The 22,315-nt window shown below is 35.0% G+C and carries 29 protein-coding genes; 10 read left to right on the plus strand and 19 right to left on the minus strand.

From position 1 onward, the window contains the following. Positions 1–193: 193 nt before the first annotated feature. Complete coding sequence (locus tag C7Y47_RS09915; RefSeq protein WP_142508633.1) at positions 194–985, minus strand: DUF2268 domain-containing protein; 792 nt, start codon at positions 983–985, stop codon at positions 194–196. Positions 986–1,092: 107 nt separating this feature from the next. On the opposite strand from C7Y47_RS09915, the gene C7Y47_RS09920 reads away from it, so the two are divergent. Next, positions 1,093–1,350 carry a hypothetical protein gene (locus tag C7Y47_RS09920; RefSeq protein WP_142508634.1) on the plus strand — a complete coding sequence of 86 codons (258 nt, stop codon included), beginning with the start codon at positions 1,093–1,095 and terminating at the stop codon, positions 1,348–1,350. Positions 1,351–1,452: 102 nt separating this feature from the next. Here the strand turns inward: C7Y47_RS09920 and C7Y47_RS09925 are convergent, their stop codons facing one another. Then, positions 1,453–2,190, minus strand: a complete 738-nt coding sequence (locus C7Y47_RS09925) for a polysaccharide deacetylase family protein (RefSeq protein WP_142508635.1) — start codon at positions 2,188–2,190, stop codon at positions 1,453–1,455. 287 nt (positions 2,191–2,477) lie between these two features. Here C7Y47_RS09925 and C7Y47_RS25595 point away from each other — a divergent pair, with 287 nt between their 5' ends. The 3 genes from C7Y47_RS25595 (at position 2,478) to C7Y47_RS09935 (ending at position 4,000) form a co-directional block, all read left to right on the plus strand. Continuing rightward, positions 2,478–2,600, plus strand: a complete 123-nt coding sequence (locus C7Y47_RS25595) for a hypothetical protein (RefSeq protein ID WP_255505116.1) — start codon at positions 2,478–2,480, stop codon at positions 2,598–2,600. Between the two features lie 341 nt (positions 2,601–2,941). Next, positions 2,942–3,244, plus strand: coding sequence for a YunC family protein (locus tag C7Y47_RS09930; RefSeq protein WP_132361317.1), 303 nt, complete (start codon positions 2,942–2,944; stop codon positions 3,242–3,244). A gap of 117 nt (positions 3,245–3,361) precedes the next feature. Then, a complete protein-coding gene (locus C7Y47_RS09935) occupies positions 3,362–4,000 on the plus strand; it encodes a DUF2238 domain-containing protein (RefSeq protein ID WP_142508636.1) in 639 nt (212 codons plus the stop codon). Positions 4,001–4,055: 55 nt separating this feature from the next. Here the strand turns inward: C7Y47_RS09935 and C7Y47_RS09940 are convergent, their stop codons facing one another. The 5 genes from C7Y47_RS09940 to C7Y47_RS09960 all read right to left on the minus strand — a co-directional run bounded on the left by C7Y47_RS09940 (position 4,056) and on the right by C7Y47_RS09960 (position 7,773). After that, positions 4,056–4,703, minus strand: a complete 648-nt coding sequence (locus C7Y47_RS09940; protein ID WP_142508637.1) for a uridine kinase family protein — start codon at positions 4,701–4,703, stop codon at positions 4,056–4,058. Positions 4,704–4,916: 213 nt separating this feature from the next. Beyond that, entirely contained in the window at positions 4,917–5,249 is a 333-nt protein-coding gene (locus C7Y47_RS09945) for a histidine phosphatase family protein (RefSeq protein ID WP_142508638.1), read from the minus strand. Between the two features lie 20 nt (positions 5,250–5,269). Continuing rightward, positions 5,270–6,136, minus strand: coding sequence for a DUF4097 family beta strand repeat-containing protein (locus tag C7Y47_RS09950; protein ID WP_185903449.1), 867 nt, complete (start codon positions 6,134–6,136; stop codon positions 5,270–5,272). Between the two features lie 22 nt (positions 6,137–6,158). Further along, a complete protein-coding gene (locus tag C7Y47_RS09955) occupies positions 6,159–6,857 on the minus strand; it encodes an ABC transporter permease (protein WP_142508639.1) in 699 nt (232 codons plus the stop codon). Further along, entirely contained in the window at positions 6,850–7,773 is a 924-nt protein-coding gene (locus tag C7Y47_RS09960; protein WP_142508640.1) for an ABC transporter ATP-binding protein, read from the minus strand. Before C7Y47_RS09960 ends, C7Y47_RS09955 begins: the two co-directional genes overlap by 8 nt. 157 nt (positions 7,774–7,930) lie before the next feature. On the opposite strand from C7Y47_RS09960, the gene C7Y47_RS09965 reads away from it, so the two are divergent. Together C7Y47_RS09965 and C7Y47_RS09970 are read left to right on the plus strand one after the other, a co-directional pair. Next, positions 7,931–8,656 (plus strand): response regulator transcription factor, encoded by a 726-nt coding sequence (locus C7Y47_RS09965; protein WP_142508641.1) that lies wholly within the window; start codon positions 7,931–7,933, stop codon positions 8,654–8,656. Next, positions 8,647–9,741 carry a sensor histidine kinase gene (locus C7Y47_RS09970; protein ID WP_142508642.1) on the plus strand — a complete coding sequence of 365 codons (1,095 nt, stop codon included), beginning with the start codon at positions 8,647–8,649 and terminating at the stop codon, positions 9,739–9,741. The genes C7Y47_RS09965 and C7Y47_RS09970 overlap by 10 nt, the downstream gene beginning before the upstream one ends. A 92-nt stretch (positions 9,742–9,833) precedes the next feature. On the opposite strand, the gene C7Y47_RS09975 is transcribed toward C7Y47_RS09970, so the two are convergent. Both C7Y47_RS09975 and C7Y47_RS09980 read right to left on the minus strand, forming a co-directional pair. Then, positions 9,834–10,697: a DMT family transporter gene (locus tag C7Y47_RS09975; RefSeq protein WP_142508643.1), complete on the minus strand. Its 864-nt coding sequence runs from the start codon at positions 10,695–10,697 to the stop codon at positions 9,834–9,836. Continuing rightward, positions 10,694–11,605 carry a DMT family transporter gene (locus tag C7Y47_RS09980; RefSeq protein ID WP_142508644.1) on the minus strand — a complete coding sequence of 304 codons (912 nt, stop codon included), beginning with the start codon at positions 11,603–11,605 and terminating at the stop codon, positions 10,694–10,696. Before C7Y47_RS09980 ends, C7Y47_RS09975 begins: the two co-directional genes overlap by 4 nt. A 115-nt stretch (positions 11,606–11,720) precedes the next feature. Between C7Y47_RS09980 and C7Y47_RS09985 the strand changes: the two genes are divergently transcribed. Then, entirely contained in the window at positions 11,721–13,058 is a 1,338-nt protein-coding gene (locus tag C7Y47_RS09985) for a PLP-dependent aminotransferase family protein (RefSeq protein WP_142508645.1), read from the plus strand. Between the two features lie 70 nt (positions 13,059–13,128). Beyond that, complete coding sequence (locus tag C7Y47_RS09990; protein ID WP_142508646.1) at positions 13,129–13,374, plus strand: group-specific protein; 246 nt, start codon at positions 13,129–13,131, stop codon at positions 13,372–13,374. A gap of 44 nt (positions 13,375–13,418) precedes the next feature. On the opposite strand, the gene C7Y47_RS09995 is transcribed toward C7Y47_RS09990, so the two are convergent. The 5 genes from C7Y47_RS09995 to C7Y47_RS10015 form a co-directional block, all read right to left on the minus strand. After that, complete coding sequence (locus C7Y47_RS09995; protein WP_082172635.1) at positions 13,419–13,577, minus strand: DUF1540 domain-containing protein; 159 nt, start codon at positions 13,575–13,577, stop codon at positions 13,419–13,421. A 188-nt stretch (positions 13,578–13,765) separates the two neighbouring features. Further along, the gene (locus C7Y47_RS10000) at positions 13,766–15,028 is read right to left on the minus strand and encodes an erythromycin esterase family protein (RefSeq protein WP_142508647.1); all 1,263 of its coding nucleotides are present in this window, start codon (positions 15,026–15,028) and stop codon (positions 13,766–13,768) included. A gap of 78 nt (positions 15,029–15,106) precedes the next feature. Beyond that, entirely contained in the window at positions 15,107–15,841 is a 735-nt protein-coding gene (locus tag C7Y47_RS10005) for an ABC transporter permease (RefSeq protein WP_142508648.1), read from the minus strand. Further along, positions 15,841–16,551 carry an ABC transporter permease gene (locus C7Y47_RS10010; RefSeq protein ID WP_142508649.1) on the minus strand — a complete coding sequence of 237 codons (711 nt, stop codon included), beginning with the start codon at positions 16,549–16,551 and terminating at the stop codon, positions 15,841–15,843. The genes C7Y47_RS10005 and C7Y47_RS10010 overlap by 1 nt, the downstream gene beginning before the upstream one ends. Further along, on the minus strand, positions 16,548–17,459 hold the full coding sequence (locus C7Y47_RS10015; protein WP_142508650.1) for an ABC transporter ATP-binding protein: 912 nt from the start codon (positions 17,457–17,459) through the stop codon (positions 16,548–16,550). The genes C7Y47_RS10010 and C7Y47_RS10015 overlap by 4 nt, the downstream gene beginning before the upstream one ends. A gap of 212 nt (positions 17,460–17,671) precedes the next feature. Here C7Y47_RS10015 and C7Y47_RS10020 point away from each other — a divergent pair, with 212 nt between their 5' ends. Beyond that, positions 17,672–17,857: a hypothetical protein gene (locus C7Y47_RS10020; RefSeq protein ID WP_142508651.1), complete on the plus strand. Its 186-nt coding sequence runs from the start codon at positions 17,672–17,674 to the stop codon at positions 17,855–17,857. A 39-nt stretch (positions 17,858–17,896) separates the two neighbouring features. Here the strand turns inward: C7Y47_RS10020 and C7Y47_RS10025 are convergent, their stop codons facing one another. The 4 genes from C7Y47_RS10025 to C7Y47_RS25600 all read right to left on the minus strand — a co-directional run bounded on the left by C7Y47_RS10025 (position 17,897) and on the right by C7Y47_RS25600 (position 20,784). Continuing rightward, positions 17,897–19,258: a sensor histidine kinase gene (locus C7Y47_RS10025; protein WP_142508652.1), complete on the minus strand. Its 1,362-nt coding sequence runs from the start codon at positions 19,256–19,258 to the stop codon at positions 17,897–17,899. Next, entirely contained in the window at positions 19,255–19,923 is a 669-nt protein-coding gene (locus C7Y47_RS10030) for a response regulator transcription factor (RefSeq protein WP_142508653.1), read from the minus strand. The genes C7Y47_RS10025 and C7Y47_RS10030 overlap by 4 nt, the downstream gene beginning before the upstream one ends. 247 nt (positions 19,924–20,170) lie before the next feature. After that, a complete protein-coding gene (locus tag C7Y47_RS10035; protein ID WP_142508654.1) occupies positions 20,171–20,617 on the minus strand; it encodes a VOC family protein in 447 nt (148 codons plus the stop codon). 32 nt (positions 20,618–20,649) lie between these two features. Further along, a complete protein-coding gene (locus C7Y47_RS25600; RefSeq protein WP_255505117.1) occupies positions 20,650–20,784 on the minus strand; it encodes a hypothetical protein in 135 nt (44 codons plus the stop codon). Positions 20,785–20,898: 114 nt separating this feature from the next. On the opposite strand from C7Y47_RS25600, the gene C7Y47_RS10040 reads away from it, so the two are divergent. Beyond that, positions 20,899–21,744, plus strand: coding sequence for an aldo/keto reductase (locus C7Y47_RS10040; RefSeq protein WP_142508655.1), 846 nt, complete (start codon positions 20,899–20,901; stop codon positions 21,742–21,744). A gap of 81 nt (positions 21,745–21,825) precedes the next feature. Here the strand turns inward: C7Y47_RS10040 and C7Y47_RS10045 are convergent, their stop codons facing one another. After that, a complete protein-coding gene (locus C7Y47_RS10045; RefSeq protein WP_132361292.1) occupies positions 21,826–22,209 on the minus strand; it encodes a winged helix-turn-helix transcriptional regulator in 384 nt (127 codons plus the stop codon). Between the last annotated feature and the right edge of the window lie 106 nt (positions 22,210–22,315).

A 22,315-nucleotide genomic window follows, 5' to 3' on the forward strand; every position in this document is an offset into this window, starting at 1 on the left:
CAGGAAGCTTCGCTCTGTGCGAAAGCGGAGCGACAGCTACAAATGTTTTCTGTGCGAAAGCGAAGCGACAGCAACAAAGCGCCCTGCCGGAACGGAAATCAACCATCCGTTATGGTGATAATCCTATAAATGAAAATAAAGACCAGTTATCGAGTCGTGAATCGGCAACTGGCTATTTTATATAGATATCGTCTTATAATGGAAAATCAGATCCAGCAAGTATTTCCTTAGAACTTTTTACATGCAGTTTATTGGCTGAATGATTTCTAATATATGACCTTACTATTTCATAACCAATGCAATACCCTATCCATTGAGGAAGCTTTCCGCCATATAAAAATTCAGCATGATTGTTTAACCCTTGTATATTGATTTGAGGTAAAAAATGCCCCTTCCAAATTTCTAGCATGTTATCTAATGAGTAGGACCTCAACCATGGTGCTAACCATCTATCACCGTAAATCTCCTCCACTGCACATTCTGCTAATCCCTCTAAAATTAAAGAATCTAACAACGTCACCTCATCTAGAGATTTATCTAAATATTGCAGACGACAAACGTGATTATACTCATGCGCAAATAACGCTTTAAGCTCCTGCTTTTCAAGCTCTCCAATATATAAAAACAAAGCATTTGGATAGGCAACACCGTTTTTATTAGTAATCGTTTGCTCTTGTGTGATTGGAAAGATATAGATTGGTATAGTTGGTCCGCTCCATCTCTCTTTTAAATATATAAATTCCTTCTGTACTACTTCCCAAACGTTTTGTTTTTTCAACTTGGTAATGTCTATTTTTTCATGTGATTTAAATAGCCCCTGTTGCTGTAGTTCAAATTGTATTTCATGTGGAGATCCACCAATAAAAATCTCTACCAAACGATCGCAAAGGATAGAGCGTTGTAAGTCCTCAAGATTTTTACTATCATTAAGCCTTTGACTAGCTTTTAATTCATTGAGCCACTTATCTGTTGGTATTACTGACATACATTCCCTCCTTACTATAGCTTATGTTCGAAGTAGACAATCGGCTAGTGATAATGATTGCAACCGCATATATTAGCTTGTAAGGAAGTCGAAAGGAGGGATAGTTTGTGAATCCAGCTAATACTTATAATCTTTGTTGTCAATATCATGGTAAACGTGTAAGAATTGAAGAACGAGGTGGCAGAGTACATTACGGAGAAATAACTAGGGTGGATAGAAGACAAGTGTGGATTCAACCTGATAGACGATTTGGCGGTTATGGTTTAGGTTATTGGGGTTGGGGAGGCGCCGGAGCAGGTTTCGGCGTTGGAATCGCACTTGGAGCGGTTGCCGGAATTGCATTAGCACCACTATTATTTTGGTAATTTTGAAATGACTAATTATTCTATCCGCTGCGCAATGACAGACTTACTGTCATAGGGGAAAAAAACAAGCCATTTCATGCTGCTGAGATGGCTTGCTTTTCCTTATTGCACTTGCTCTTGTTGCTGTTTACTTTTAATCAACTCGGATATTGTGACAAATGTATAACCTTGTTTTTTTAGTTCTGGTAAGATTTCTTCCAGTGCCTTAATGGTCTGCGTACGATTGCCGCCTCCATCATGAAACAAAATAACATCTCCAGGCTTCGACCCCTTCATCACTTTTTGGACAATTTTGTTAACCCCTGGCTGTTTCCAATCTTGAGTATCCTGATGCCAAGACCACATAACTACTTTATATCCATCCTTAATAGCGGAATTGATCATTTGATCATTATAGTATCCGCCTACAGGACGAAACAAAACTGGTGCAAATCCAGTAATACCATAAATTATTTCCTTTGTCTTGCGTAGTTGTGCCTGTAATTCAGCTACAGAAGCTTTAAACGGATGTGAATACGTATGATTGGCCAGCTCATGCCCTTCAGAATAAGATCGTAAAACAAGGTCTGGATATTTTTCTGCATTTTTTCCAATAATAAAAAACGTAGCCTTTGCATCATACTTTGCCAATAAATCTAAAATAGCTGCCGTATATTTAGGATGAGGTCCATCATCAAAGGTAAGAGCAATTATTTTGTCTTTTGTGTTAATATCCCAGACAACTTCCCCTGTCTCCTCATAATAAGGTCGACCTTTATCCGCATAAGTTGTCAGCCCTGTAAAAAATACCGATATGATTAAAAAACAAAGGGATAAAACCAATACATATTTACGTGTCATAAGCATCACCTCCCCAGTTCAAATTCACATAACTCCGTCAACTTACTATTTACGAATTACATTGAATTATACTTGCGAAAGGTTTGGCTGTTTTCTCCTCTTACTTATTTCAAAATTAAATTCCCAGTCATATTTTGAACGAAATGTGAAAACACTCACAAAATACTTTCTTTTTTCACTAATTGATGTAAAATAAAAGACATAGCTGATATATAACAACAACAGATAAAATCAATTTATTTACCATCTGTTATAGCACAAAAAAACAACAAAGGGGATCTTTCATTATGTGGGTTATTACAGTTTTTGAACAAAATACTTACCGTATGTTCGAGTATAAAACTAAAAACGAGGCAACGGTTGCATTAAAAAATTTCAAGCAAACTGCTATGCTTTCTTATACTAAATAATTTTAAAGAATCAGCTCTTATGAAACGGGTTGATTCTTTTCTTCAATTTGTTGGAAAAACTAGGTGTCAATTGAGGTGTCATTTTCAGTATATCGAGGTATTGATTCCTGTTCCAACCTGGGCGCTTTCGTACAGAAAACATCCTCTGCGCTCCAGTCTGTGACGTAATCCCCAAGGAGTCGCTGGGTTGGAACGGAAATCAACCAACTTACTAAGTTGTATCTCCTGGCATAACACATTCGCCGTTCGTTTTATTTTAGGTAACAAATAATTTTTAGTGAAAATGTCGAACACCTTTTTATCTATTGCCATATGTATATAGAGAAAAGGAGTGATTTCGGATGGTAACAATTGAGCCTATTATGATTAAAGGCAATTTTTTCACTGCGATAATTGTTCAACTACCTAAAACAACACTGCTGACAATTTCAAATGATACGGGCTACATTATGTGTGGAGCTTTAGATGTTGGACTATTAAATGATCGTTTAGCAGACCGCAAGATTATTGCTGGGCGAGCAGTTGGTGTGAAAACAATTGATGAGCTATTGACGGCTCCATTAGAATCCGTGACATATGAAGCGCATCAACTTGGTATTACTGAAGGAATGTCTGGCGTAGAGGCTTTATTAAAAATGGTATAACAATTTTTTTACAAAGCGTCAGTGCAATATGCCTAGGCGCTTTTTTACTCCTATCTTATGTAAGGTGTATAAGCTATTTACTATATCCCTATACTTTAGACAAAAGAAGTGTTCGTTTTGGAAAAAGATAAACATCGGAAAACACATGTAATCTTGTTGTTAATAGTACTTATCATTTTCGTGTGGTCTGTCATAAAACCATCATCCTATTTGGACTGGGTCGCAGAAGTAAGTCCTGCTGTCGTTGCCATTATTATTGTAATCGCCATTTATAGCAAGTTTCGCTTTACAACGTTTTCTTATTTTATCATTGCCCTTTTGTCTATTTTAACATTTATTGGTGGGCACTATACTTATTCGGAGGTTCCACTTTTTAACTGGATTAAAGAGGAGTTTCACTTAAAACGCAATGACTACGATCGATTTGGGCATTTTTTAAAAGGTTTGATGGCCATTGTCATAAGAGAAATATTAATACGAAAAACACCACTAGTAAAAGGTGCTTGGTTAACAGGCATAACAATAAGCATTATGCTTGCTATTGCTGCTCTCTATGAAATTATTGAATGGCTCAGTACAAGAATTTCAAAAGGTAGTAAAGGAGCCAAAGATTTTTTAGGTATGCAGGGCGATCGCTGGGATGCACAATGGGACATGTTTTCGGCCTTCCTTGGAACAATTTTGACTTTACTGCTATTTACAAAATTACATGATAGATTATTAAAAAAACTCAAAAACAGGTTTCTTCAAAAGTAAGCATAGTAAAGCTGTATGAGCCTTCTGCCTGGATAACATAAGGCTTTTTCTATAGTTAAAATTTAAAAGTATTTTTTTCTAGACATACTGTTTCATCAAAAGCTTTAAAAATGATATCAAAATGCTGACTATACGAATGCATAAACAATTCATATTGGATTCGACGTTCTTCATGGGAGTGCTTTAAATAATTGATATCAGTTCCCCTTTCAATTACATCACGACTCGACCTTCTCTTCAATTCCGTCTCACCATCTGTATAAAAATAAATTTTTAAATCAAATAATTTCGGATTAATAAATGCTACACTCATTCCCTCAACAATGGTTATTTTAGTTTTTGAAGAAATTAACGCACTTTTCATATAGTGCGTATCAATTGTCAATAAATCCAGACCTTCTCTAACCATCTGAACATCCCTTTCCAAAGAAGGTAAATGATGTGCCGCTGGATGGCAAGCGGTCATTTTAAAATGATGCTGTTTTTTTCGAAAATTATAGTTGATAATTGTATGCTTGCGTATATCCGAACTAACAATATACGGGTCTGTATTAATATAATTCACTTCACTTTGGTTTAAACAGTTGATAAGTTTATTAGCAAATGTTGTTTTTCCTGCTGCACCATGTCCTGAAATACCAATAACAATTGATCTATCTTCCTTTTTGATCCAAGTAACAATATCTTGCAATAACCTATCCATCTTTCTCCCCCTTCCTTTTCCCACAAAATACATTTACATAAAATTCCACAATTAACTTTACAACTCAAAATTTAGCCTATCACATAATGTAGGGTTGATTTCCGTTCCGACTGGGCGCCAGTCGGAACGGAAATCAACTTTACACACAGAATACGTTTTAACTAATGATAGCCAACTTTTATTAAATAGGAAGGATATTCATATAAATTTTCTTCATTCCCATATACGTTCTAGAGTCATTTCATGATCCTTAACACTTAGCCTAAAAACATCTGGATTTCTTAATTGAGTCCAAAATTGAAAGTTTACATCATTATGATAATGTTTCAACAGTAAGGTAATTATATTTCCATGACTAACGATAATTGTATGTTCGGACTCACTTTTGAAAGTTTCCTCAACTGCGTTAACGATACGCTCCATCGCTTCATTACTTGACTCTTCACCCTCAAACTTTAACTCCATATCAGTAAAAGTTGCTCGAAGTTTTTCATACCAATCGAGCAAATCACTTTTGAAACAAGTTCTCGTCTTAACATGATTCATTTACCTCACAGATTAAGTTTTTATTTTACAGTAATTATACCTCCATTGCTAATTAGCTCCAATTTGTTTGACGCATCACCAATCTTACCTTTCTTTAATTGATCCGTATGTTCTTCTTTCTGGTAACCTTCTAAACTTATGTCAGATGAATCACTGTTCGCTATAAGCTCTAATGATTTCGGTGCCTCTTTGTATGAGATCGTAATATCCCCAGAAGCCGTTTCTACAAATAGTGCTTTTCCTTCGCTAATTTCTTTCATTAAGACTTCACCGCTAGTCGAAGTAATTTTCGTTTTCGGACTGTTAACCCTAGTAATGAAGCTATCACCATTTGTAGCAGCTATCGTTAATTCATTTAAAGAACTTTCTACGATACTTAATTCACCATCTTTTGATGTAATTGTACCTTTATCAGCCGATAGGCCTTTAATGATTTTAGCGCCAGAACTCGTAGAGATTGTAAGTTCTTCTGTTTCAATGTTGTTAATTTTGATATCACCATAGCTATTATTTAATGCAATCTTCTTCACTGCATTTTTAGGGATTGAAATATGAATAGTAGCTTTTTTTCCAAAGCTAAAATTTTTCATAGCCCCTTTTTCAGTGTCTTGTTGAAGTACCTTTACTTTATTTCCGTCTTTCTTAATTTCAACAGGATTACTTTGCTGCTTTTGTTGTTGCTTACTGTCAAATTCAATTGTTAGTTTATCAGATTCTGTATTTTCTAATGCTATATCCCAGGACTCTATGTTTAGTTCTAGTTCTTTAATTTGCTCAACATCAAAGGTCTGTTCTTCAGTGATGCTCTTTTCTCCATTTATTTTCAGCGTGAACAATATTCCCCCTATCGCCATAACGAATATCAATGCTATAATTGCTTTTTTCACATTACTTCCTCATTTCTCATTTTTAGGTTAAATCTACTTTGTCGACTTTATAATAGGACAGATAGCCGATAATAAGCCCTAATAGACACATTATTGTTGGGACAATGATAAATTGAGATAAACTTGTAGATGTATCCCCATTTGAAACCGTTGCATTAATCAAAAATCCAATTAAAACAGCGGATGTAATTGTCGCAGCTGTTGATTTTTTCCGCATACCAAAGTACAAAGGAATTAGACTTACCCCAGCCATCATAAAAGCAATGATCAAGGTAGAAGGTATAGTAGCTACCATCTCCTGTATCTCAACGGGAGATTCAAAGAAGTTCATCATTGGATTTAAAAAATAAACAGCGATATTCATCATTAAGGTCGCAATGACAATGCTAAAGAAACAAAATCCGCAAACTAAAGACAGCTTAGCAAAAATAATTTTTTTCCTTTTTAACGGGTACGTAAATAATAATTGAGCCGTCTTATTTTTGTATTCGTCAATGACTAAACGAGATAAAATCACACTCGAAAAAATGATAAAAACAATGCGAATTAATATATTTGTCAAAGACATAAAATCTGTATAATCTTGAAACATCTTTTCATCTGCAGAACCAACTGCCATAAGTGCAACTGCCGCAAAAATTCCAATAATACAAATGGTTAAGCCTTTAAAATAGCTAGACATACTATTCTTTTTCCATTCAAGTCTTAATAGTTTAAGCAATTTGATTCCCTCCATTAATAAGGTTTAAGAAATACTCTTCTAAATGCTGTTGCTGTTTTTCAATGCCATTGACAGCAATGTTATTGAATATAAGTTCTTTATTAATTTGAGATTGAGAAATGCCATGTTCAAAAATTCGAATACAATGCTGATTGACAATTTCATATTTTCGAATTCCTAACTTGTTCTCTAGCACATGGATCGCTTTTTCCACATCGTCTATTTTAATCTCCAGATATTCCATGTTCTCTTTTCGAATATCGTCCATTTTTACTTCCTTTAATAATTTTCCATGATGAAGGATGCCAATTGTATCTGCGATTGATTCAATTTCTGATACGATATGACTTGATATTAAAATGGTGATTCCTAGCTTCTCCTTTAGATATAGCAAGAGCTCTCGAATATCTTTAATACCGATTGGATCAAGACCATTAATAGGCTCATCCAAAATAAGAATTTCCGGTTTAGCAACAATGGCACGTGCGATGCCTAATCTTTGTTTCATCCCTAGAGAAAATTCATGTATTTTTTTATGTTCAACACCATTAAGACCTACTATCTCTAATGCCTCTTCGGTAGCTCCTTTTTCATAAACTCCAATATACTCACAGTGAAGCTCTAAATTCTCCTTCGCTGTTAGCCTGTCGTAAAATTCCGGGTACTCGATAATACTGCCTATTTTGCTCAAGTATTGATAGGAAGTAGTAGAAATGGATTGATTCAATATTTTAATATCACCTGAAGTTGGTTTTACTAAGTTTAAAATCATCTTCATAATCGTTGTTTTTCCAGCACCATTCGGACCTAAAAACCCATAAATCTCCCCTTTCTTAACGTTCATATTGACATTTGAGACGGTTTCGACTCCTTTAAAGCTCTTACTTAATTGATGTAGTTGAATAACAGTTTCCATGTTATGTACTCCTTATCGTTTTGAATTCGTTACATTCAGCTTAATAAACGAAAGTAAAATCAAAGTAAACTCGATGGAAAATGACAGTAATTTTTTCAAGAGAGTAAGGATAAAAGGATCAGAAGCTGTTATGATGAGTTTGAAACGAGGGATAAAAATGGAAACGGCTGAAAAAATCTTAATCGTAGATGATGAGATTGGTATATTAAAATTATTAGAAATTACGTTACGGAAAGAAAACTTTATCCATATTGATACTGCTTCAACAGGCAAAAGTACACTACAGCTTGTCAAAGACAATCATTACGATATTATTTTGCTCGATATCATGCTACCAGATATAAGTGGTTTTGAACTTTGCACAGAAATACGCAAGCATACAAATACACCCATTATTTTTGTCAGTGCTCGCTCTACCGATTTTGATAAATTAACGGGATTAGGTATCGGCGGAGATGATTATATTACAAAGCCTTTTAATCCTTTAGAGGTCGTCGCTCGAATAAAGGTCATCCTTCGACGTCAAAAAATGTATGAAAGTTCTCAACATCAGCAGACTACAAAATTTGATTTCGGTTATTTTGCTCTTAATCCTGAATCTGCTACATTAACCGTTAACAATCAGCCTGTCGAATGTACAGCTAAAGAGCTAGAGTTGCTTCACTTCTTTTGTAAAAATCCAAATCGTATTTTTACAACTTCACAGCTTTACGAATTCGTGTGGGGAAATGATGTATATGGTGAGGAGAAAACCGTCACGATTCATATTTCAAAACTAAGGAAAAAACTTGGGGATGATACGCGTAAACCTAAAATAATTGTGAATTTAAGGGGCATTGGCTATAAATTCATTCCACCGAAAGAGGATTCACTATGCGAATAAACACTCGATTTACGTTACACCTTGCACTTGGGATTATTCTGTGGATGCTATTGAGTGGAATTTGTATTGTGATCGGGCTTGAAGGTATTCTCCCACTCCTTAAAAAATCTGTTAGTGAAGCTTATCAGAGTCTACTAGTCGCATGGATTTTCGGATTTAGCACTATTGTTTGTATTGCTGTATTTGGTTGGTATTTCGGGGGTCCTCTTGGTTTTATAATGTCTTGGATCCATCAGCTATCACAAGAAAACTATACAAAACCTGTTGGACTATCAAAAATCTATACACGCAAAGAAAAGCTCCGTATGCGTTATATGTTATATCAAGAGGTACTTCAACATCTACAATCTTTATCTGAAAAATTAAAAGCTGCTAAAACAGAACGTAACAAGGTTGAAGAGGCAAAACAAGAATGGATTGCCGGTATATCACATGATTTAAAAACGCCATTAACGTATATTACAGGCTACTCTACCTTACTATTAAACGATCAATACGATTGGTCCAAGGAGGAAGCTCGTTCCTTTATTCAAGAGATTGCAGATAAAGGCAAGCATATGGAGGAACTTATTCAAGATTTAAGTCTCGTCATTCAGTTTAATCATACAGATGGTCAGTTACCCTTGCATAAAACCAAGCAGGATATTGTGGATTTCTCTAAAAGAATTGTTGCTAATATAAGCAACAATCCACAGGCCAACGACTATATATTGCATTTTAAAACTGATACATCTGATATAAACATTGACTTTGATACGAAATTCATGCAACGCATTTTACAAAACATTCTGATGAATGCCGTTATCCACAATCCACCTAATACAAATATTTATACACAGATTTTTAATAGGGCAGAGCATGTAGCAATCCACATTGTGGATAATGGCGTAGGTATGTCTCAACACATGAAGGAGAATATATTCCAACAATATTATCGTGGAACTACTACAGAATCTTCTTCTGAAGGTACTGGACTGGGCATGGCGATTGTTTATAAACTCGTTCAAGCTCATAATGGCACTATCACAGTACAGAGCGAACCTTCTGATGGGACTACATTTATTATTACATTACCTAAAAAATAGAAACCCCACCTCTTAGAAGTTAACATCTAAGAGGTGGGGTTTTTGTGTATTTTACTAAAAATTCAAACGACCCAACTTTTCTTACCCCTTGCCTAGTCACTTTTGATTGCCTTTTTATTTGATAACAAAAGCGCACAAAGAATAATAAATATTCCTACCATATGCTGCAATGCTAATGATTCGTTTAAAATAAAATACCCCATCAGTACACCAACTACAGGAACAATGTAATTACTAAAGGAAGCAAATAATGCTCCCTCTTTTTTTATTAATAGGTTATAAAGCATGTAAACAATCCCCGCGTGAAAAATACCTAAAATAACAATCGAGGCCATTTGTAGCCTGTCTATATCCAAATGTAATGGTCGTTCAAAGATAAAGGCTAATGGTAACAATATGATTGTAGAAATCCATAATACATTTCGCATATGAATAACCGGCGAACGATTATCTAACTTTTCCATTAAAATCAATGACAGTGCAAAACTAATTGCCGCCAATAAGAGAAGCACATTTCCAAATATCGTTCCTGAGCCATCCATTACTTGTATCGGCCATGATAGAATAACCATTCCTAAAAAGCCTAAAAAAATACTGAAAAATTGAAACTGACTTACTTTCATTTTAAAGAAAAGGAAGAAAAGAATTAAAGTGATGATTGGTACTGTCGCTATAAGCATAGATGCAATACTGCTCGATACATACTTTTGACCTTGGGCAATAAGGAAAAAGGGTAACACTACTTCAAAAAAAGCGATTCCAACATACAATTTGAAATCGGTCGGGCTTTTTTCTCTTTTAAAAACTAAGCTAACGAAGGATAAGCATAGAGCACCAATAATTGCTTTTAGCAAAGATAGGGTAAATGCTCCAACATCATTCGTTACTAACGCTACGAAGAAAAATTGAGAACCCCAAATACAGCTTATTAAAAGTAAAAGAATATATTTACTCATTGTGCTCCCCTCCTGTGCCCAAAATAATTGGTTCCTATTACGCCAATAATAATGACTAACCCACCAATCAAATGATAGAAATGAAATGTTTCCTGTAAAAAGATCACACCCGAAAGTATTGTAATAAGCGTAGCAAAATTACTAAAAACACTCATTTTGGAAGCTTCCAATATCGATAAAGTATAATTTGATAAGTAGGAAGTAACGAGGGAAGATAGAATACCTAAATATAAAATAGCTATAACAAAATCTACATGAACAAATGGTTTGAAAAATTGAAGAAGCGTACCATTTATTAAGTGATTTCCAATTGATACTCCATTAAAAATAACAAACCCACATAATGTCATCACATATGTTAATGTCAGTAATGAATATTGTTTTGTAAGCTTTCTTGCTAAAACGTTATATAACGAAGCTGCACAAGCTGACATTAATATAAATCCGCTACCAATTAAATTCCCTGAGCTAGCACTTCCATTGTTCATAAAAAGCATATAGATAACACCAAATACTGATAAACTAATGAAAATAAGTTGTTCACGTGTAGCTTTTTCCTTTAAAAGTACACTTGCAAGCAATAATGTAAAAATAGGAATTGTCGCTTGAATAATTCCTGCCTCTGTGGAGGAAATTCTTGCGAGCCCAAGCACCTGAAAAGTAAAAAATGCTATCGGATATAATAGTGCCAAAGGTAGAATTTTAGCTATATCTTGTTTATTAATTTTCAACTTATTCTGTGTAATGACTATACAAAAGACAATACCAATAAGTGCGATAGTAAATCGGTGTGCAAGCGTATCAATAGGGCTTGCCACTGTCAATGTAACTTTAACAAACATAAATGATAGCCCAATGACAAAAGCATAAATAATGGCTGCCAAATACGCCTTTCTTTTCATTGTCATATAATGTACTCCTTCTCTTCATTCCGGCCGGTAAAGCTATAGTAATAAAAAGTAAAGACTCGCACGATATAAAAATTACACATCTGTACCGATACAGATGCGTAGGAGGCTGTATATGTTTAAATACGAATTAATCTATTCTAAGCTATTGAACCAAATACAAACAGGTGCCCTACAGTCTGGTGCAAAGCTTCCCTCTATTCGTCATTTATCACAAGAATTTTCTTGTAGTAAAAGCACCATTTTGACCGCCCTAAGGAAACTGGAAAATCAGCATCTTATATACGCACTATCCAAAAGTGGTTACTATGTTGTTGACAATCAACTCCCAGATAAGCCACAAGAGTACAATTGTATAGATTTTGCAACATCATCACCTAGTTGGCATGCATTCCCCTACAAGGATTTTCAGCATTGTATTAATAAAGCTATTGAGACATATCAAGCAGACTTATTTCGATACGGAACAGCAAAGGGATTGCCTTCGCTAATTATAGAAGCAAAAAAATTGTTAGAATCGTATCAAATATTCACAAAAAAAGATAATATCTTTATCACTTCTGGTGTACAGCAGTCTCTCTGCTTGTTAAGTGTTATACCATTCCCTAATAATCGGACAACAATTCTAGTAGAACAGCCTAGCTACCACCTATACATGGATTATTTAAAAACATATCAAATACCAGTAATGGGCATTAAAAGAACATTAAAAGGCCTAGATTTAGAGGAGTTAGAAACTCTTTTTAAGACGTATGACATTAAGTTTTTTTATACAATGCCACGCCTGCACAATCCTCTAGGTACTTCCTTTAGTAAAAAAGAGAAGGATGATATTCGAAAGCTTGCCTATAAATATAATGTTTATATCGTTGAAGATGATTATTTAGCGGATTTCGATCAAAATACAAAAAATGATCCAATATTTACAGATGATACGGAGGGGCATGTTATATATTTAAAAAGCTTCTCTAAAATTATGTTTCCAGGCTTACGTATTGGACTTGCTATATTACCAGATGTATTCATTGATAGTTTTCAAAAACATAAAAACACCACGGATATTGATAGTTCCATGATTTCACAAGCTGCGCTAGAGCTATATTTAAAAAGTGGTATGTTTGAACGCTACCAAAAGAAAGTGAGCGAATCCTATACAATACGTGCCAATATACTTCAACAATCCATAAAAACTTATTTACCAAAATATCAAGCATCTACAGAAATTTGCATGCATAGTCATATCGTATTGCCGAGGGAGGTCAATACAAATATGCTTATACAGCATTTAGCACAGCAGGACATTTACTTAGATACAATTGATCGTAATTATTTAGATGGATTTTACCGAGAACGAATTTTAAAACTAAATGTTTCGAATGTTGCTGACCAAAAAATTGAAGTCGGTATAAAGGAAATTGCTCAGGCCCTTAGCAGTCCTAATAACTACTTTTAAATCTTATTCATGAAAATTAGGTGATAGGCATATAGTTAGACATCATTATTTGTTCAAAAAGGAGGATTCCATGCAATCTGAAAAATTGCGACTAAGAAAAATTCAACATCTTGCTCATGAAATTACTGATAAAATGAATAAAGGTGAGGAACTTACTCACTCAAAAACGATAATTCCTGTTATTGATAATTTATCTCGTGCAATTGGCGATTTAACCGATTCCTATGGACAGTATTCATTAGATTATGTAGAGGAAAAAGTAAAAAACGCTCATGCCCTTTTATTTAACAAGGAAAAAATTGATGTCTATTTATAAAGATATGGGAAAAGGGTAACCATTAATATGGTTACCCTTTAGATTTAATGCGTTTCAGGATTAAATGTCTTACAATCTGTTTCTTCACTATTAGATGCCTGTTGTCCCTTTTGACTTACAACATAGATTTTTTCTGCACCACATCTGTTTCCAGAGTTCCAAAATGTACAGTTATTGACTTCACAAAGAATTTCTTGTGCCATCGTTTCCACACCTCCTCTTTTTTTATCATTAACAAAATCGAGGTATTCAATACTTATTTAGATGGTGTAATGAAACAGAGGTATGCATCTTATATGAATGTTTATTGGCTCCTGGTAAAGAAATTTAAGCTCCATGATTATAAAAAATGCTATTGCCTTCAGATAGGTAACAGCATTTTTTTCGCACGTTATTCAATAACCTTTGTTGGCGTTGCCTCTTGCACAATTATCATGCCATCATATGCCTCAGTTGGTGTCATTTTAATTGTATAAAGCATCTGTGTGAACTTGTACCAAAAGCTAAAGTCATCTCCGATATTACCCATTCTTTGTTTTTTTGCTAAGATGTCAGCTAAATCCTGAGATTCATTAGCTTTTTTAAAGTCTACGTAGAATACATTTTCCTTCACTTCGCTGAAAGCATCTATTAATGCATTATGATGCTCAATTGTATAATCTTTTCTTTCGCCAGACCCATTTTGTGCCTGAAACGTATTGTTTACAAAGTCAGTTCCAATAGCCAAGTACGCATCTTTATACACTTCGTCTAAATGTTGACCCATAGATTTGTATCCTGCCGTATTCGCTGAAGTTTTCTCTATATGCCCATTATGAGCAGACATTAGTACTTTATCATGACCTTGAGCCGCTTCAAAATCAACGATCCATTGTAAGTTTTTCGCTAAATACTCATCACGAAGATTCATATAATTGCTGTCATTTAAAAATAATTGCGTGCGTTGCTTGATGATTTGTGCATATTGGGCAGCAAATAAATAAGCTTCTTTCGATGATTGCTTTTCATAAGAATCTTTATTAGATTGTAAATCTTTTATGATTGCATCAATATTTTTGTCGAGCTCCTCTAGCTGACTAGTTGATAAATCTCTCATTGTTTTATTCGTCACATCTTTTAACTGTGCCTTATATTTCTTAGCACCTTCACTATTAACCACTTCGTAATAGTTTAATAACCCTTTTTTACTATCATCATAGCGTTGCATATCGTTTCCGTAAAAATAAATTTTATCCTTCTTATCGGCAGTCATGTTATAATCATGCATCCACTGAACAAACTCAATCATTTGCTCCGTTTTATAAATACCATAATCCAACGCTTTTACCGCTTCCTCAGCTGTGCCAGTACCATTTAAAATAAATTGATTAATTTGCTGAGCACCACCAAAGTCACCTTCTAATACAAAAACGCGAACATTTTCATTTTTAATAAGAGCCTGAAATACATCCTTCTTTAATGTTTGGAATTCAACATTTCCATGTGTTGCTTCTCCAAAACCTATTACTTTCACGTCATTTGGAATAACGATATCTTCAATCGCTGATGTATATTTTGCAGCATCCTTAATAGCTTCTCCCTTTCCGCAGCCCGCTAAAGATACCAAAAGAAATAATGCTGAAATTAATAAAAAACTCTTTTTAACAAATACCATTTATAAAAATCTCCCTTAAAAGTTACCAGAATAATGAGGAATAATAATCAATGGGGATGAAGTAAATCCCCATTCATTTTATACAGCTTTTCGTTGGAAATATAAATATCCTCCAAGGAAAAACAGTACGAATCCTCCTCCCACAACTGTTAATAATTGATCCAAAGGCACGAAGAATACATCACCTGTATTGCCACCTACATTCATCATCAAGAAGGGCTGTCCCCATGGATAGTAAGGTCCAAAACGTGCAGAATTGACTGCTAATATAGACGGTAAAGTAAAAGTTACGTTTACTGCAAATGGAGCAGCAAAACTTTTAAACATGATGGACGTCCATAGCTGCAACGCTACTAATGGCATTGTCGCTAGCCATCCGCCAAGAATACTTTTCCACACAATTTCCATTGGGAAAGGATCTGAGTAGCCTTTCATAATACCAACTACATATATAGAACATAAATATAGTATTTGCATCGCCATCACAAGAAGCATAATTAATACATACTTTGCAAAAAACACTTTCCCTCTTGTCACAGGTAGTGCTAAAAGTTGTTTCCAGCCACCAGATTGATGTTCATATCTACAAATAAGACTCGCAAATACTCCTGAAATTAAAGGTAGAAATAATAATGCATACAATAAATTCATAGAAATTAATGAGCTATACCATTCGTTAACCCCAGAATTTGACATGTCATTAAAATTTGATGTTAATCCGATAAAAAGTCCGATTATAGGCCCCGCAAAAATTAATGGCACCATGTTGGATTTGCGTAATTTAAACCATTCAGCGCTCAGTATAGACCCCATTACTTTACATCCCTTCTAGCAAAATCTATCATTCCGATAATATACAGTAAAATACCAATGCCTACTCCAAGCATGACATTAATAACGGGCTCATCCCATTGATTCATTAAAGATGGCCATTTCCAAATCATCCAATCAGGCAATACAAAAGAGGAATACGCAAAAATCACGCCAAAAATACCTACTGTAATTGGGATCCCCTGATTATGACAAACGCTTGCAATCCAAAGCTGAAGTGCCAATATTGGCAATGAAGCAAAATATGGATAGTAAGCAAATTTAGCAATTTCCGCATATGGTATGCTGTCACCTAAATCTAAAAACACGCCATAAGCCATTGACAATAGCATTAAAATCGTAGAAGACATAAACAATAAAATTGCTAGAACAGTGAATTTTGATAAATACACTGTTAATTTAGACACAGGCAGTGCAATTAGTTGCTTCCACGCATTGGTTTCATTTTCAATGCTCGCTATAAATGAAGTTAAAATAGCAATCCCTAAAACGATAGCAAGTGGGGTAAATGCATGAACATTTAATAAGTAGTAGCCCCAATCGTCCTCGCTTTGCTCTAACAAATAGTCCTTCCTTATACCGTAATTCACCATTTGTAGGGCAACAACACCGATTGGTCCTAAAGCTGTTAAAAACCATAATCCTTTGCGTTTAATTTTCAAAAAGTCAGAAGTTAATAGTTTTCCTATCATAGCGCTTGCTCTCCTGTTGTCATTTGAAGGAAAATCTCCTCTAAAGATCGTTTCTCTTCCTCTACTCGGTAAACCGAAATACCTTCTTGTACAAGGATTTGTACAATATGTGCTACTTTTTCATCTGAGCATTCATCGAATAAAATGAGGTCATTCTTATGTTCTGCTTTAATACCATTGGCAACTAGTGAACGCCAGCCCTTTTCACTATCGCTCACTTTAATTACTACCTTTGGCTGAGCAAATCTACGCATTGCTTCAATTGAATCTTGGAAAATCATTTTCCCCTTTGTCACAATGCCCACTTGCGTTGCCATTTGATCTATTTCAGATAATAGATGGCTCGAAATAATAATTGTCATTCCATATTCTTCAGGAAGTCGTTTAATTAAATTACGAATTTCAATAATGCCAGATGGATCAAGTCCATTCGTTGGTTCATCTAAAATAAGTAATTCAGGATTATGTAACAATGATGCAGCAATACCTAAACGTTGCTTCATCCCAAGAGAAAAGCCTTTTACTTTTTTATTTGCAGCATCCTTCAAACGAACAATTTCTAATACTTCATCGATGCGTGACTTCGGTACACCTAAAATTTTCCTTAATGCTTCTAAATTTTCATAGGCCGTTAAATGTGGATAATAGGAAGGGTTCTCTACTAATGAACCAATCTTTGCTAAAATATTAATTCGTTCTTTCTTTAAATCTTTTTGGAAGATTTTGATTGTCCCAGAAGATGGCTTCATTAGACCAAGAAGCATACGAATCGTTGTAGTTTTTCCTGCTCCATTCGGTCCTAAAAACCCATATATTTCACCTTTACGTATTTTTAAATTAATATTTGATACAGCTTGCTCTTTAGCAAAGCTTTTTGATAAGTTTTCTGTTTGTACGATATATTCCATTGTCCTCACCTCTGTAATTATCATAAGAAATGAAGGTTAAAAACAGGTAAGGTCCAAGGTTAAATTTTGTTTAAAAAAGATACTTTATCGTAACGTGGGTTGATTTCCGTTCCGGCTGGGCGCTTTGCCGCTGACGCTTTGCTTTCGCTACAGAAAACATTTGCCGCTGACGCTTTGCTTTCGCGCAGAGCAGAGCTTCCTGGGGGCGTTCGATGAGCCGCTTGGGCCAACACGAGGTTGGTCACGAAGGCGTTATCACAGGATGTGATGCTTTTAGCCTTCGTTCCTCTATTGCTGATCCCCGAGAAAGTCGCCCAGCCTACACTCCAATCAACCAATGGCTCATCACTTGGAATAAAAAAACAGCATGCCATAAGCTTTACTGGCATACTGTTTGAACAATTAGAAGCATGTCTTAGCACGCTTCATGAAATATTCTATTTGTAATGTTTAATTTTAATCTTTGTGCCGGATTCGCTTGACTCAATATCCCAATCTAAATCCATGCCCTTCACCATAATATCAACAATCGATAAGCCGATACCAGCACCTTTCGCATTGGATTCATTTTTCATTCCATTTCCGTGATCCTTTATAATAAATGCATCATAGCGCTCCGTTGAATCGGTTTCAACGCCAATATATTTCCCGCTACTCGCATGACGTAATATATTTTGAAATAGGTTATCAAATATACGTCCAAGCCAAATCGGATCCACTTGCCATTCATTTTTCTCAAATGAATGTAGTTCAATATCGATTTCAAAGCCTTCTTTTTCAAACACTGAATACCATGTAGTCATTTGCTCACGTACAAAACGTATAACATTGATTTCTTTCGCCTCAAATTTATATTTACTAGCCATCAGCAATGTATAGGACATTAAATTTTCTATTAAAGCGTCAACACTAACAATCGATGTTTCCATTGCCTTAATCGCTTGCTTTCCATCCTCTGATAATGCCTCTTTACTAATTGAATAGGATTGCGCTCGTATTTTCGTTAATGGTGTTCGTAAATCATGTGATAAATTAGCAATCAATTCACGTCTTAGCTGTTCTTCCTTTTGCTCACGATTTTTACTCTCCCTAAGCTCGCACACCATGCGATTAAAGCTATGTTCAAGCTGCCCGATTTCATCCTTCTTCTTGACCTTTGTTTCAATAGGTAGGCCATCTACATCACGAAGTTCCATCGCTTCCTGAAGGTGCAACAGTCGTTTCCGAATCCCTTTGAAAAATAAAAAGGAGACTATAACGAAAAATAAAATAATCGCAATAACACCGAAAAATACAAAGGTCCCATATTTTTCATAAACACCCCTAATTGGTGGCTTAAACACTTCTTTTGGAATTTCTAAAACGATAAATCCATTCGATTCATCCTCACCTAAAAAAGCAATGACAGTAAATGGATCTCCACCATAGCGTTCTTTTATAAACTTAGTTGTAAATGCTGGTGACCACTTTAATGGCAGTTGCTCAGTCACATTCAATGTTGTAAGCAATGTACCATCCTCACCTACCCAAAACATAGATGCTTTAGGGTATTGTTTCTTCCAACTTTCAAAATGTTGTACAATTGCTTCTTCTGTCATGTTTTTTATACTTTTAGCTTCTGCATGCCATTTTCCCTCTACTTTACTCTCAATCTCAGCTCCCTTTGAAAGATCATCTTCACCATTTTTGGCAATCCCTAAAACAAAAAGGGGAATGACGAGATAGGCTATTTGAACAATAGAAATAGCGAGCAGAATGATAAACATATACTTAGCTAGTAATGATCGAAAAAATTTCATTGCTTCACCCTATATCCAATACCACGAATGGTTTCAATAATTGTCGGCTTAGCAGGATTAACTTCTATTTTTTCTCTTAAGTATCGAATATGTACCATTAATGTTTTATCGCCCTCTATGTAGCTTTCTCCCCAAACACCTTCATAAAGCTGTTCCTTCGTTAAAATTTGATTTAAATGGCGAATAAAATACTGTAATAAATAGAATTGCTTACCCGTTAATTGAATTTCTTCATCCGTTTCCTTGTTGATAATCCGCATATCTTTCGTATAAATTTTTAGATGCTGAAGATCTAGCACATCATCATTTTTTTGATATCTTCTTAGTAAAACCTCAACACGAGCTATAAGTTCATCTGGGTGAAATGGCTTTGTCAAATAATCATCTGCGAAGTTAAGTCCTTCTATTTTATCCTCTACAGCTGTTCGTGCTGACAGCATTAAAATCGGGATTTCTTTATTTTCTCGCTTAATTCTTTTGCCAATCGAAAAGCCATCTAAGCCCGGTAGCATTACATCCAATATAGCAATATCCTTAGAGGCAATGTGCTGATCGACCTCTTCACCAGATTCAAGCCATGTAACCTCATATCCTCTTTCTGTTAAATCCTTTGTAACCCATTGACCAATCTCTTTTTCGTCTTCTATGTACAATATGCGATACAATGGTAGTCCTCCCAATCTAAGCTAGATTTTTAGAAATAAATGTTATTCTGTATTATACGACTTCATAGATTTGTACTCAATCGTTGTATGTAAAGTGAGAGATTCATTTTATAAATGTTAGGTATGTCGATAAAATTGAAAAGTTAGGTAATAAAACTAAAAAGTTGGGCGATAATCAATTATGCCTTGGATAAAAACAAGCTAATATTAAAAAACGTATTTGGATTCCCCAAATACGTCTATATCTTTAATTATTAGTAATAATCAACATATCATTATCATCAAACTGCCACATGTCTCCATAGGCAACTTCCCAATAGTAGCCATTGGGATCTTGGAAATAGCCACTATAGCCACCCCAGAATACAGTTTCTGGCTCCTTGACGATTTTAGCTCCTGCCTTTTTAGCTAAATCAAATACTTGATCTACTTCTTCTTTAGATTTTCCATTATAAGCGAGTGTAATTCCGTTAAAGCCATCTCCTATCGCAGGTGGATTTGCTTCGTTAATATCTTTTACTAAACGATCAATCGGAAATAGTGAGATTTTTGTCCCCCCATTATTAAAGAAAATAACATCCGGATTTGTTTCCTCACCATAAACCATCACTTCAAACCCCAGACCCTCTCGATAAAATTTAAGAGACTCAACCATATCTTTTACACCCAATGTAAGTAAATTTAAACGATTCATCCCACTCTCTCCTTTTTAAAAGTATCAATTACTTATTCTATTTCAAGCATTGAATCCCCTTCCACAAACTGTATATTCGCTAATATACCATTATTTGTAACGAACGCAGCGGCTGAACCACTTGAACTAATAAAAAAATTTCTGACAGCGAACCATTGATATTCCACAAAAGTTACCTCCACGTTTCTATGAAACCAAAAAGTGCGTACTTTTTTTTGCTCTGGCATGAAAGCATAATAAGAAAGCAACCAAAGCATTAACAAAAATCGGAGGACAAAAAAATGATAAATCATTTACAAGATACAATCACATTAAATAATGGCTTACAAATGCCAGGAATGGGTTTAGGCGTATTTAAAGTAGAAAATGAAGCTACAGCAGAAATGGTGAGAAATGCTATCGAGGTCGGTTACCGTAGTATCGATACTGCCGCTATTTATGGCAATGAAGCCGGGGTTGGTGAAGGTATTAGACAGGCACTAGCATCTACTGGTTTACAACGTGAAGATTTATTTATTACATCTAAAGTCTGGAACAATGGCCTGAGCTATGAAGAGACAATCGCAGCTTACGAGGATAGCTTAGAAAAATTAGGGCTAGATTATTTAGACCTTTATCTTATTCATTGGCCAGGTAAAAATAAATTTGCAGAAGCTTGGAGAGCACTCGAAGATTTATACGGGCAAGGGAAAATAAAAGCTATTGGGGTATGTAATTTCCATGTATCACACTTACAAGATCTTCTAAAAACAGCTCGTATCAAACCCGTTATTAACCAAGTGGAACTTCATCCACGATTACAACAAACTGAGCTACGTTCATTCTGTGAAGAGCACAATATACAACTGGAAGCTTGGGCTCCATTAATGCAAGGTGGACTTCTTGCTAATGAAACTATTTCAAAAATAGCAGAAAAATACGGGAAATCAAATCCTCAAGTTATCTTGCGCTGGGATATTCAAAATGGTATCGTCACAATTCCAAAATCTGTGCGCAAAGAACGTATGATTCAAAACGCTAATATTTTTGATTTCACACTAACTAATGAAGAGATGGCGATCATTAACGCCATGAATCTAGATCAACGTGTTGGACCAAACCCAGATAATTTTGATTTTGTCATGTAAACGATAGCTATGTAAACGTGAAAGAGACTGTCTTATTTTCTTAGTATAGAAAACTTTTTAGACAGTCTCTTTCCTATCTATTTAAGATGTATGCTTTATTGCGATATCTTCGTCACGTTGCATTAACAGTACATCTTCACCTTTATCTTGTAGCATTTCGATATGTTTTTCACCCCAAGTGCAAAGAATGTTCAGCACAGGGTCCATCTCTTGACCATAAGGTGTTAACGAATATTCAACTTTTGGCGGTACTTGATTGAAAACCTTACGATTAATTAATCCAGACTGCTCTAATTCACGTAATTGGCTTGTTAGCATTTTTTGAGAAATGCCTGGAATCAATCGGCGAAATTCATTCGTACGAATCTGACCATGGTGGTTAAGATGACAGAGAATAATAGGTTTCCATTTACCCCCAATTACTTCAAGAGTGGCTTCGACACCAATATTATAAACTTTTTTCATTGTAAACCCCCTGTTATATTCAAAGGTAACTAAAAGTACCCTACGTAACTTTCTAACATGTATGAATATTACTATACACTATACAAAAAATCAAAGGAGATATTAA

The sequence above is a fragment of the Lysinibacillus sphaericus genome (assembly GCF_006864135.1).
Taxonomy (GTDB): domain Bacteria; phylum Bacillota; class Bacilli; order Bacillales_A; family Planococcaceae; genus Lysinibacillus.

What these genes read in the sequence shown, in the direction of transcription:
- C7Y47_RS09915 (WP_142508633.1), bottom strand. Translation starts at nt 985, where the DNA reads ATGTCAGTAATACCAACAGATAAGTGGCTCAATGAATTAAAAGCTAGT.
- C7Y47_RS09925 (WP_142508635.1), bottom strand. Translation starts at nt 2,190, where the DNA reads ATGACACGTAAATATGTATTGGTTTTATCCCTTTGTTTTTTAATCATA.
- C7Y47_RS25595 (WP_255505116.1), top strand. Translation starts at nt 2,478, where the DNA reads ATGTGGGTTATTACAGTTTTTGAACAAAATACTTACCGTATGTTCGAG.
- C7Y47_RS09930 (WP_132361317.1), top strand. Translation starts at nt 2,942, where the DNA reads ATGGTAACAATTGAGCCTATTATGATTAAAGGCAATTTTTTCACTGCG.
- C7Y47_RS09940 (WP_142508637.1), bottom strand. Translation starts at nt 4,703, where the DNA reads ATGGATAGGTTATTGCAAGATATTGTTACTTGGATCAAAAAGGAAGAT.
- C7Y47_RS09945 (WP_142508638.1), bottom strand. Translation starts at nt 5,249, where the DNA reads ATGAATCATGTTAAGACGAGAACTTGTTTCAAAAGTGATTTGCTCGAT.
- C7Y47_RS09960 (WP_142508640.1), bottom strand. Translation starts at nt 7,773, where the DNA reads ATGGAAACTGTTATTCAACTACATCAATTAAGTAAGAGCTTTAAAGGA.
- C7Y47_RS09965 (WP_142508641.1), top strand. Translation starts at nt 7,931, where the DNA reads ATGGAAACGGCTGAAAAAATCTTAATCGTAGATGATGAGATTGGTATA.
- C7Y47_RS09970 (WP_142508642.1), top strand. Translation starts at nt 8,647, where the DNA reads ATGCGAATAAACACTCGATTTACGTTACACCTTGCACTTGGGATTATT.
- C7Y47_RS09975 (WP_142508643.1), bottom strand. Translation starts at nt 10,697, where the DNA reads ATGAGTAAATATATTCTTTTACTTTTAATAAGCTGTATTTGGGGTTCT.
- C7Y47_RS09980 (WP_142508644.1), bottom strand. Translation starts at nt 11,605, where the DNA reads ATGACAATGAAAAGAAAGGCGTATTTGGCAGCCATTATTTATGCTTTT.
- C7Y47_RS09985 (WP_142508645.1), top strand. Translation starts at nt 11,721, where the DNA reads ATGTTTAAATACGAATTAATCTATTCTAAGCTATTGAACCAAATACAA.
- C7Y47_RS09990 (WP_142508646.1), top strand. Translation starts at nt 13,129, where the DNA reads ATGCAATCTGAAAAATTGCGACTAAGAAAAATTCAACATCTTGCTCAT.
- C7Y47_RS09995 (WP_082172635.1), bottom strand. Translation starts at nt 13,577, where the DNA reads ATGGCACAAGAAATTCTTTGTGAAGTCAATAACTGTACATTTTGGAAC.
- C7Y47_RS10000 (WP_142508647.1), bottom strand. Translation starts at nt 15,028, where the DNA reads ATGGTATTTGTTAAAAAGAGTTTTTTATTAATTTCAGCATTATTTCTT.
- C7Y47_RS10005 (WP_142508648.1), bottom strand. Translation starts at nt 15,841, where the DNA reads ATGGGGTCTATACTGAGCGCTGAATGGTTTAAATTACGCAAATCCAAC.
- C7Y47_RS10010 (WP_142508649.1), bottom strand. Translation starts at nt 16,551, where the DNA reads ATGATAGGAAAACTATTAACTTCTGACTTTTTGAAAATTAAACGCAAA.
- C7Y47_RS10015 (WP_142508650.1), bottom strand. Translation starts at nt 17,459, where the DNA reads ATGGAATATATCGTACAAACAGAAAACTTATCAAAAAGCTTTGCTAAA.
- C7Y47_RS10020 (WP_142508651.1), top strand. Translation starts at nt 17,672, where the DNA reads ATGAGCCGCTTGGGCCAACACGAGGTTGGTCACGAAGGCGTTATCACA.
- C7Y47_RS10025 (WP_142508652.1), bottom strand. Translation starts at nt 19,258, where the DNA reads ATGAAATTTTTTCGATCATTACTAGCTAAGTATATGTTTATCATTCTG.
- C7Y47_RS10035 (WP_142508654.1), bottom strand. Translation starts at nt 20,617, where the DNA reads ATGAATCGTTTAAATTTACTTACATTGGGTGTAAAAGATATGGTTGAG.
- C7Y47_RS10040 (WP_142508655.1), top strand. Translation starts at nt 20,899, where the DNA reads ATGATAAATCATTTACAAGATACAATCACATTAAATAATGGCTTACAA.
- C7Y47_RS10045 (WP_132361292.1), bottom strand. Translation starts at nt 22,209, where the DNA reads ATGAAAAAAGTTTATAATATTGGTGTCGAAGCCACTCTTGAAGTAATT.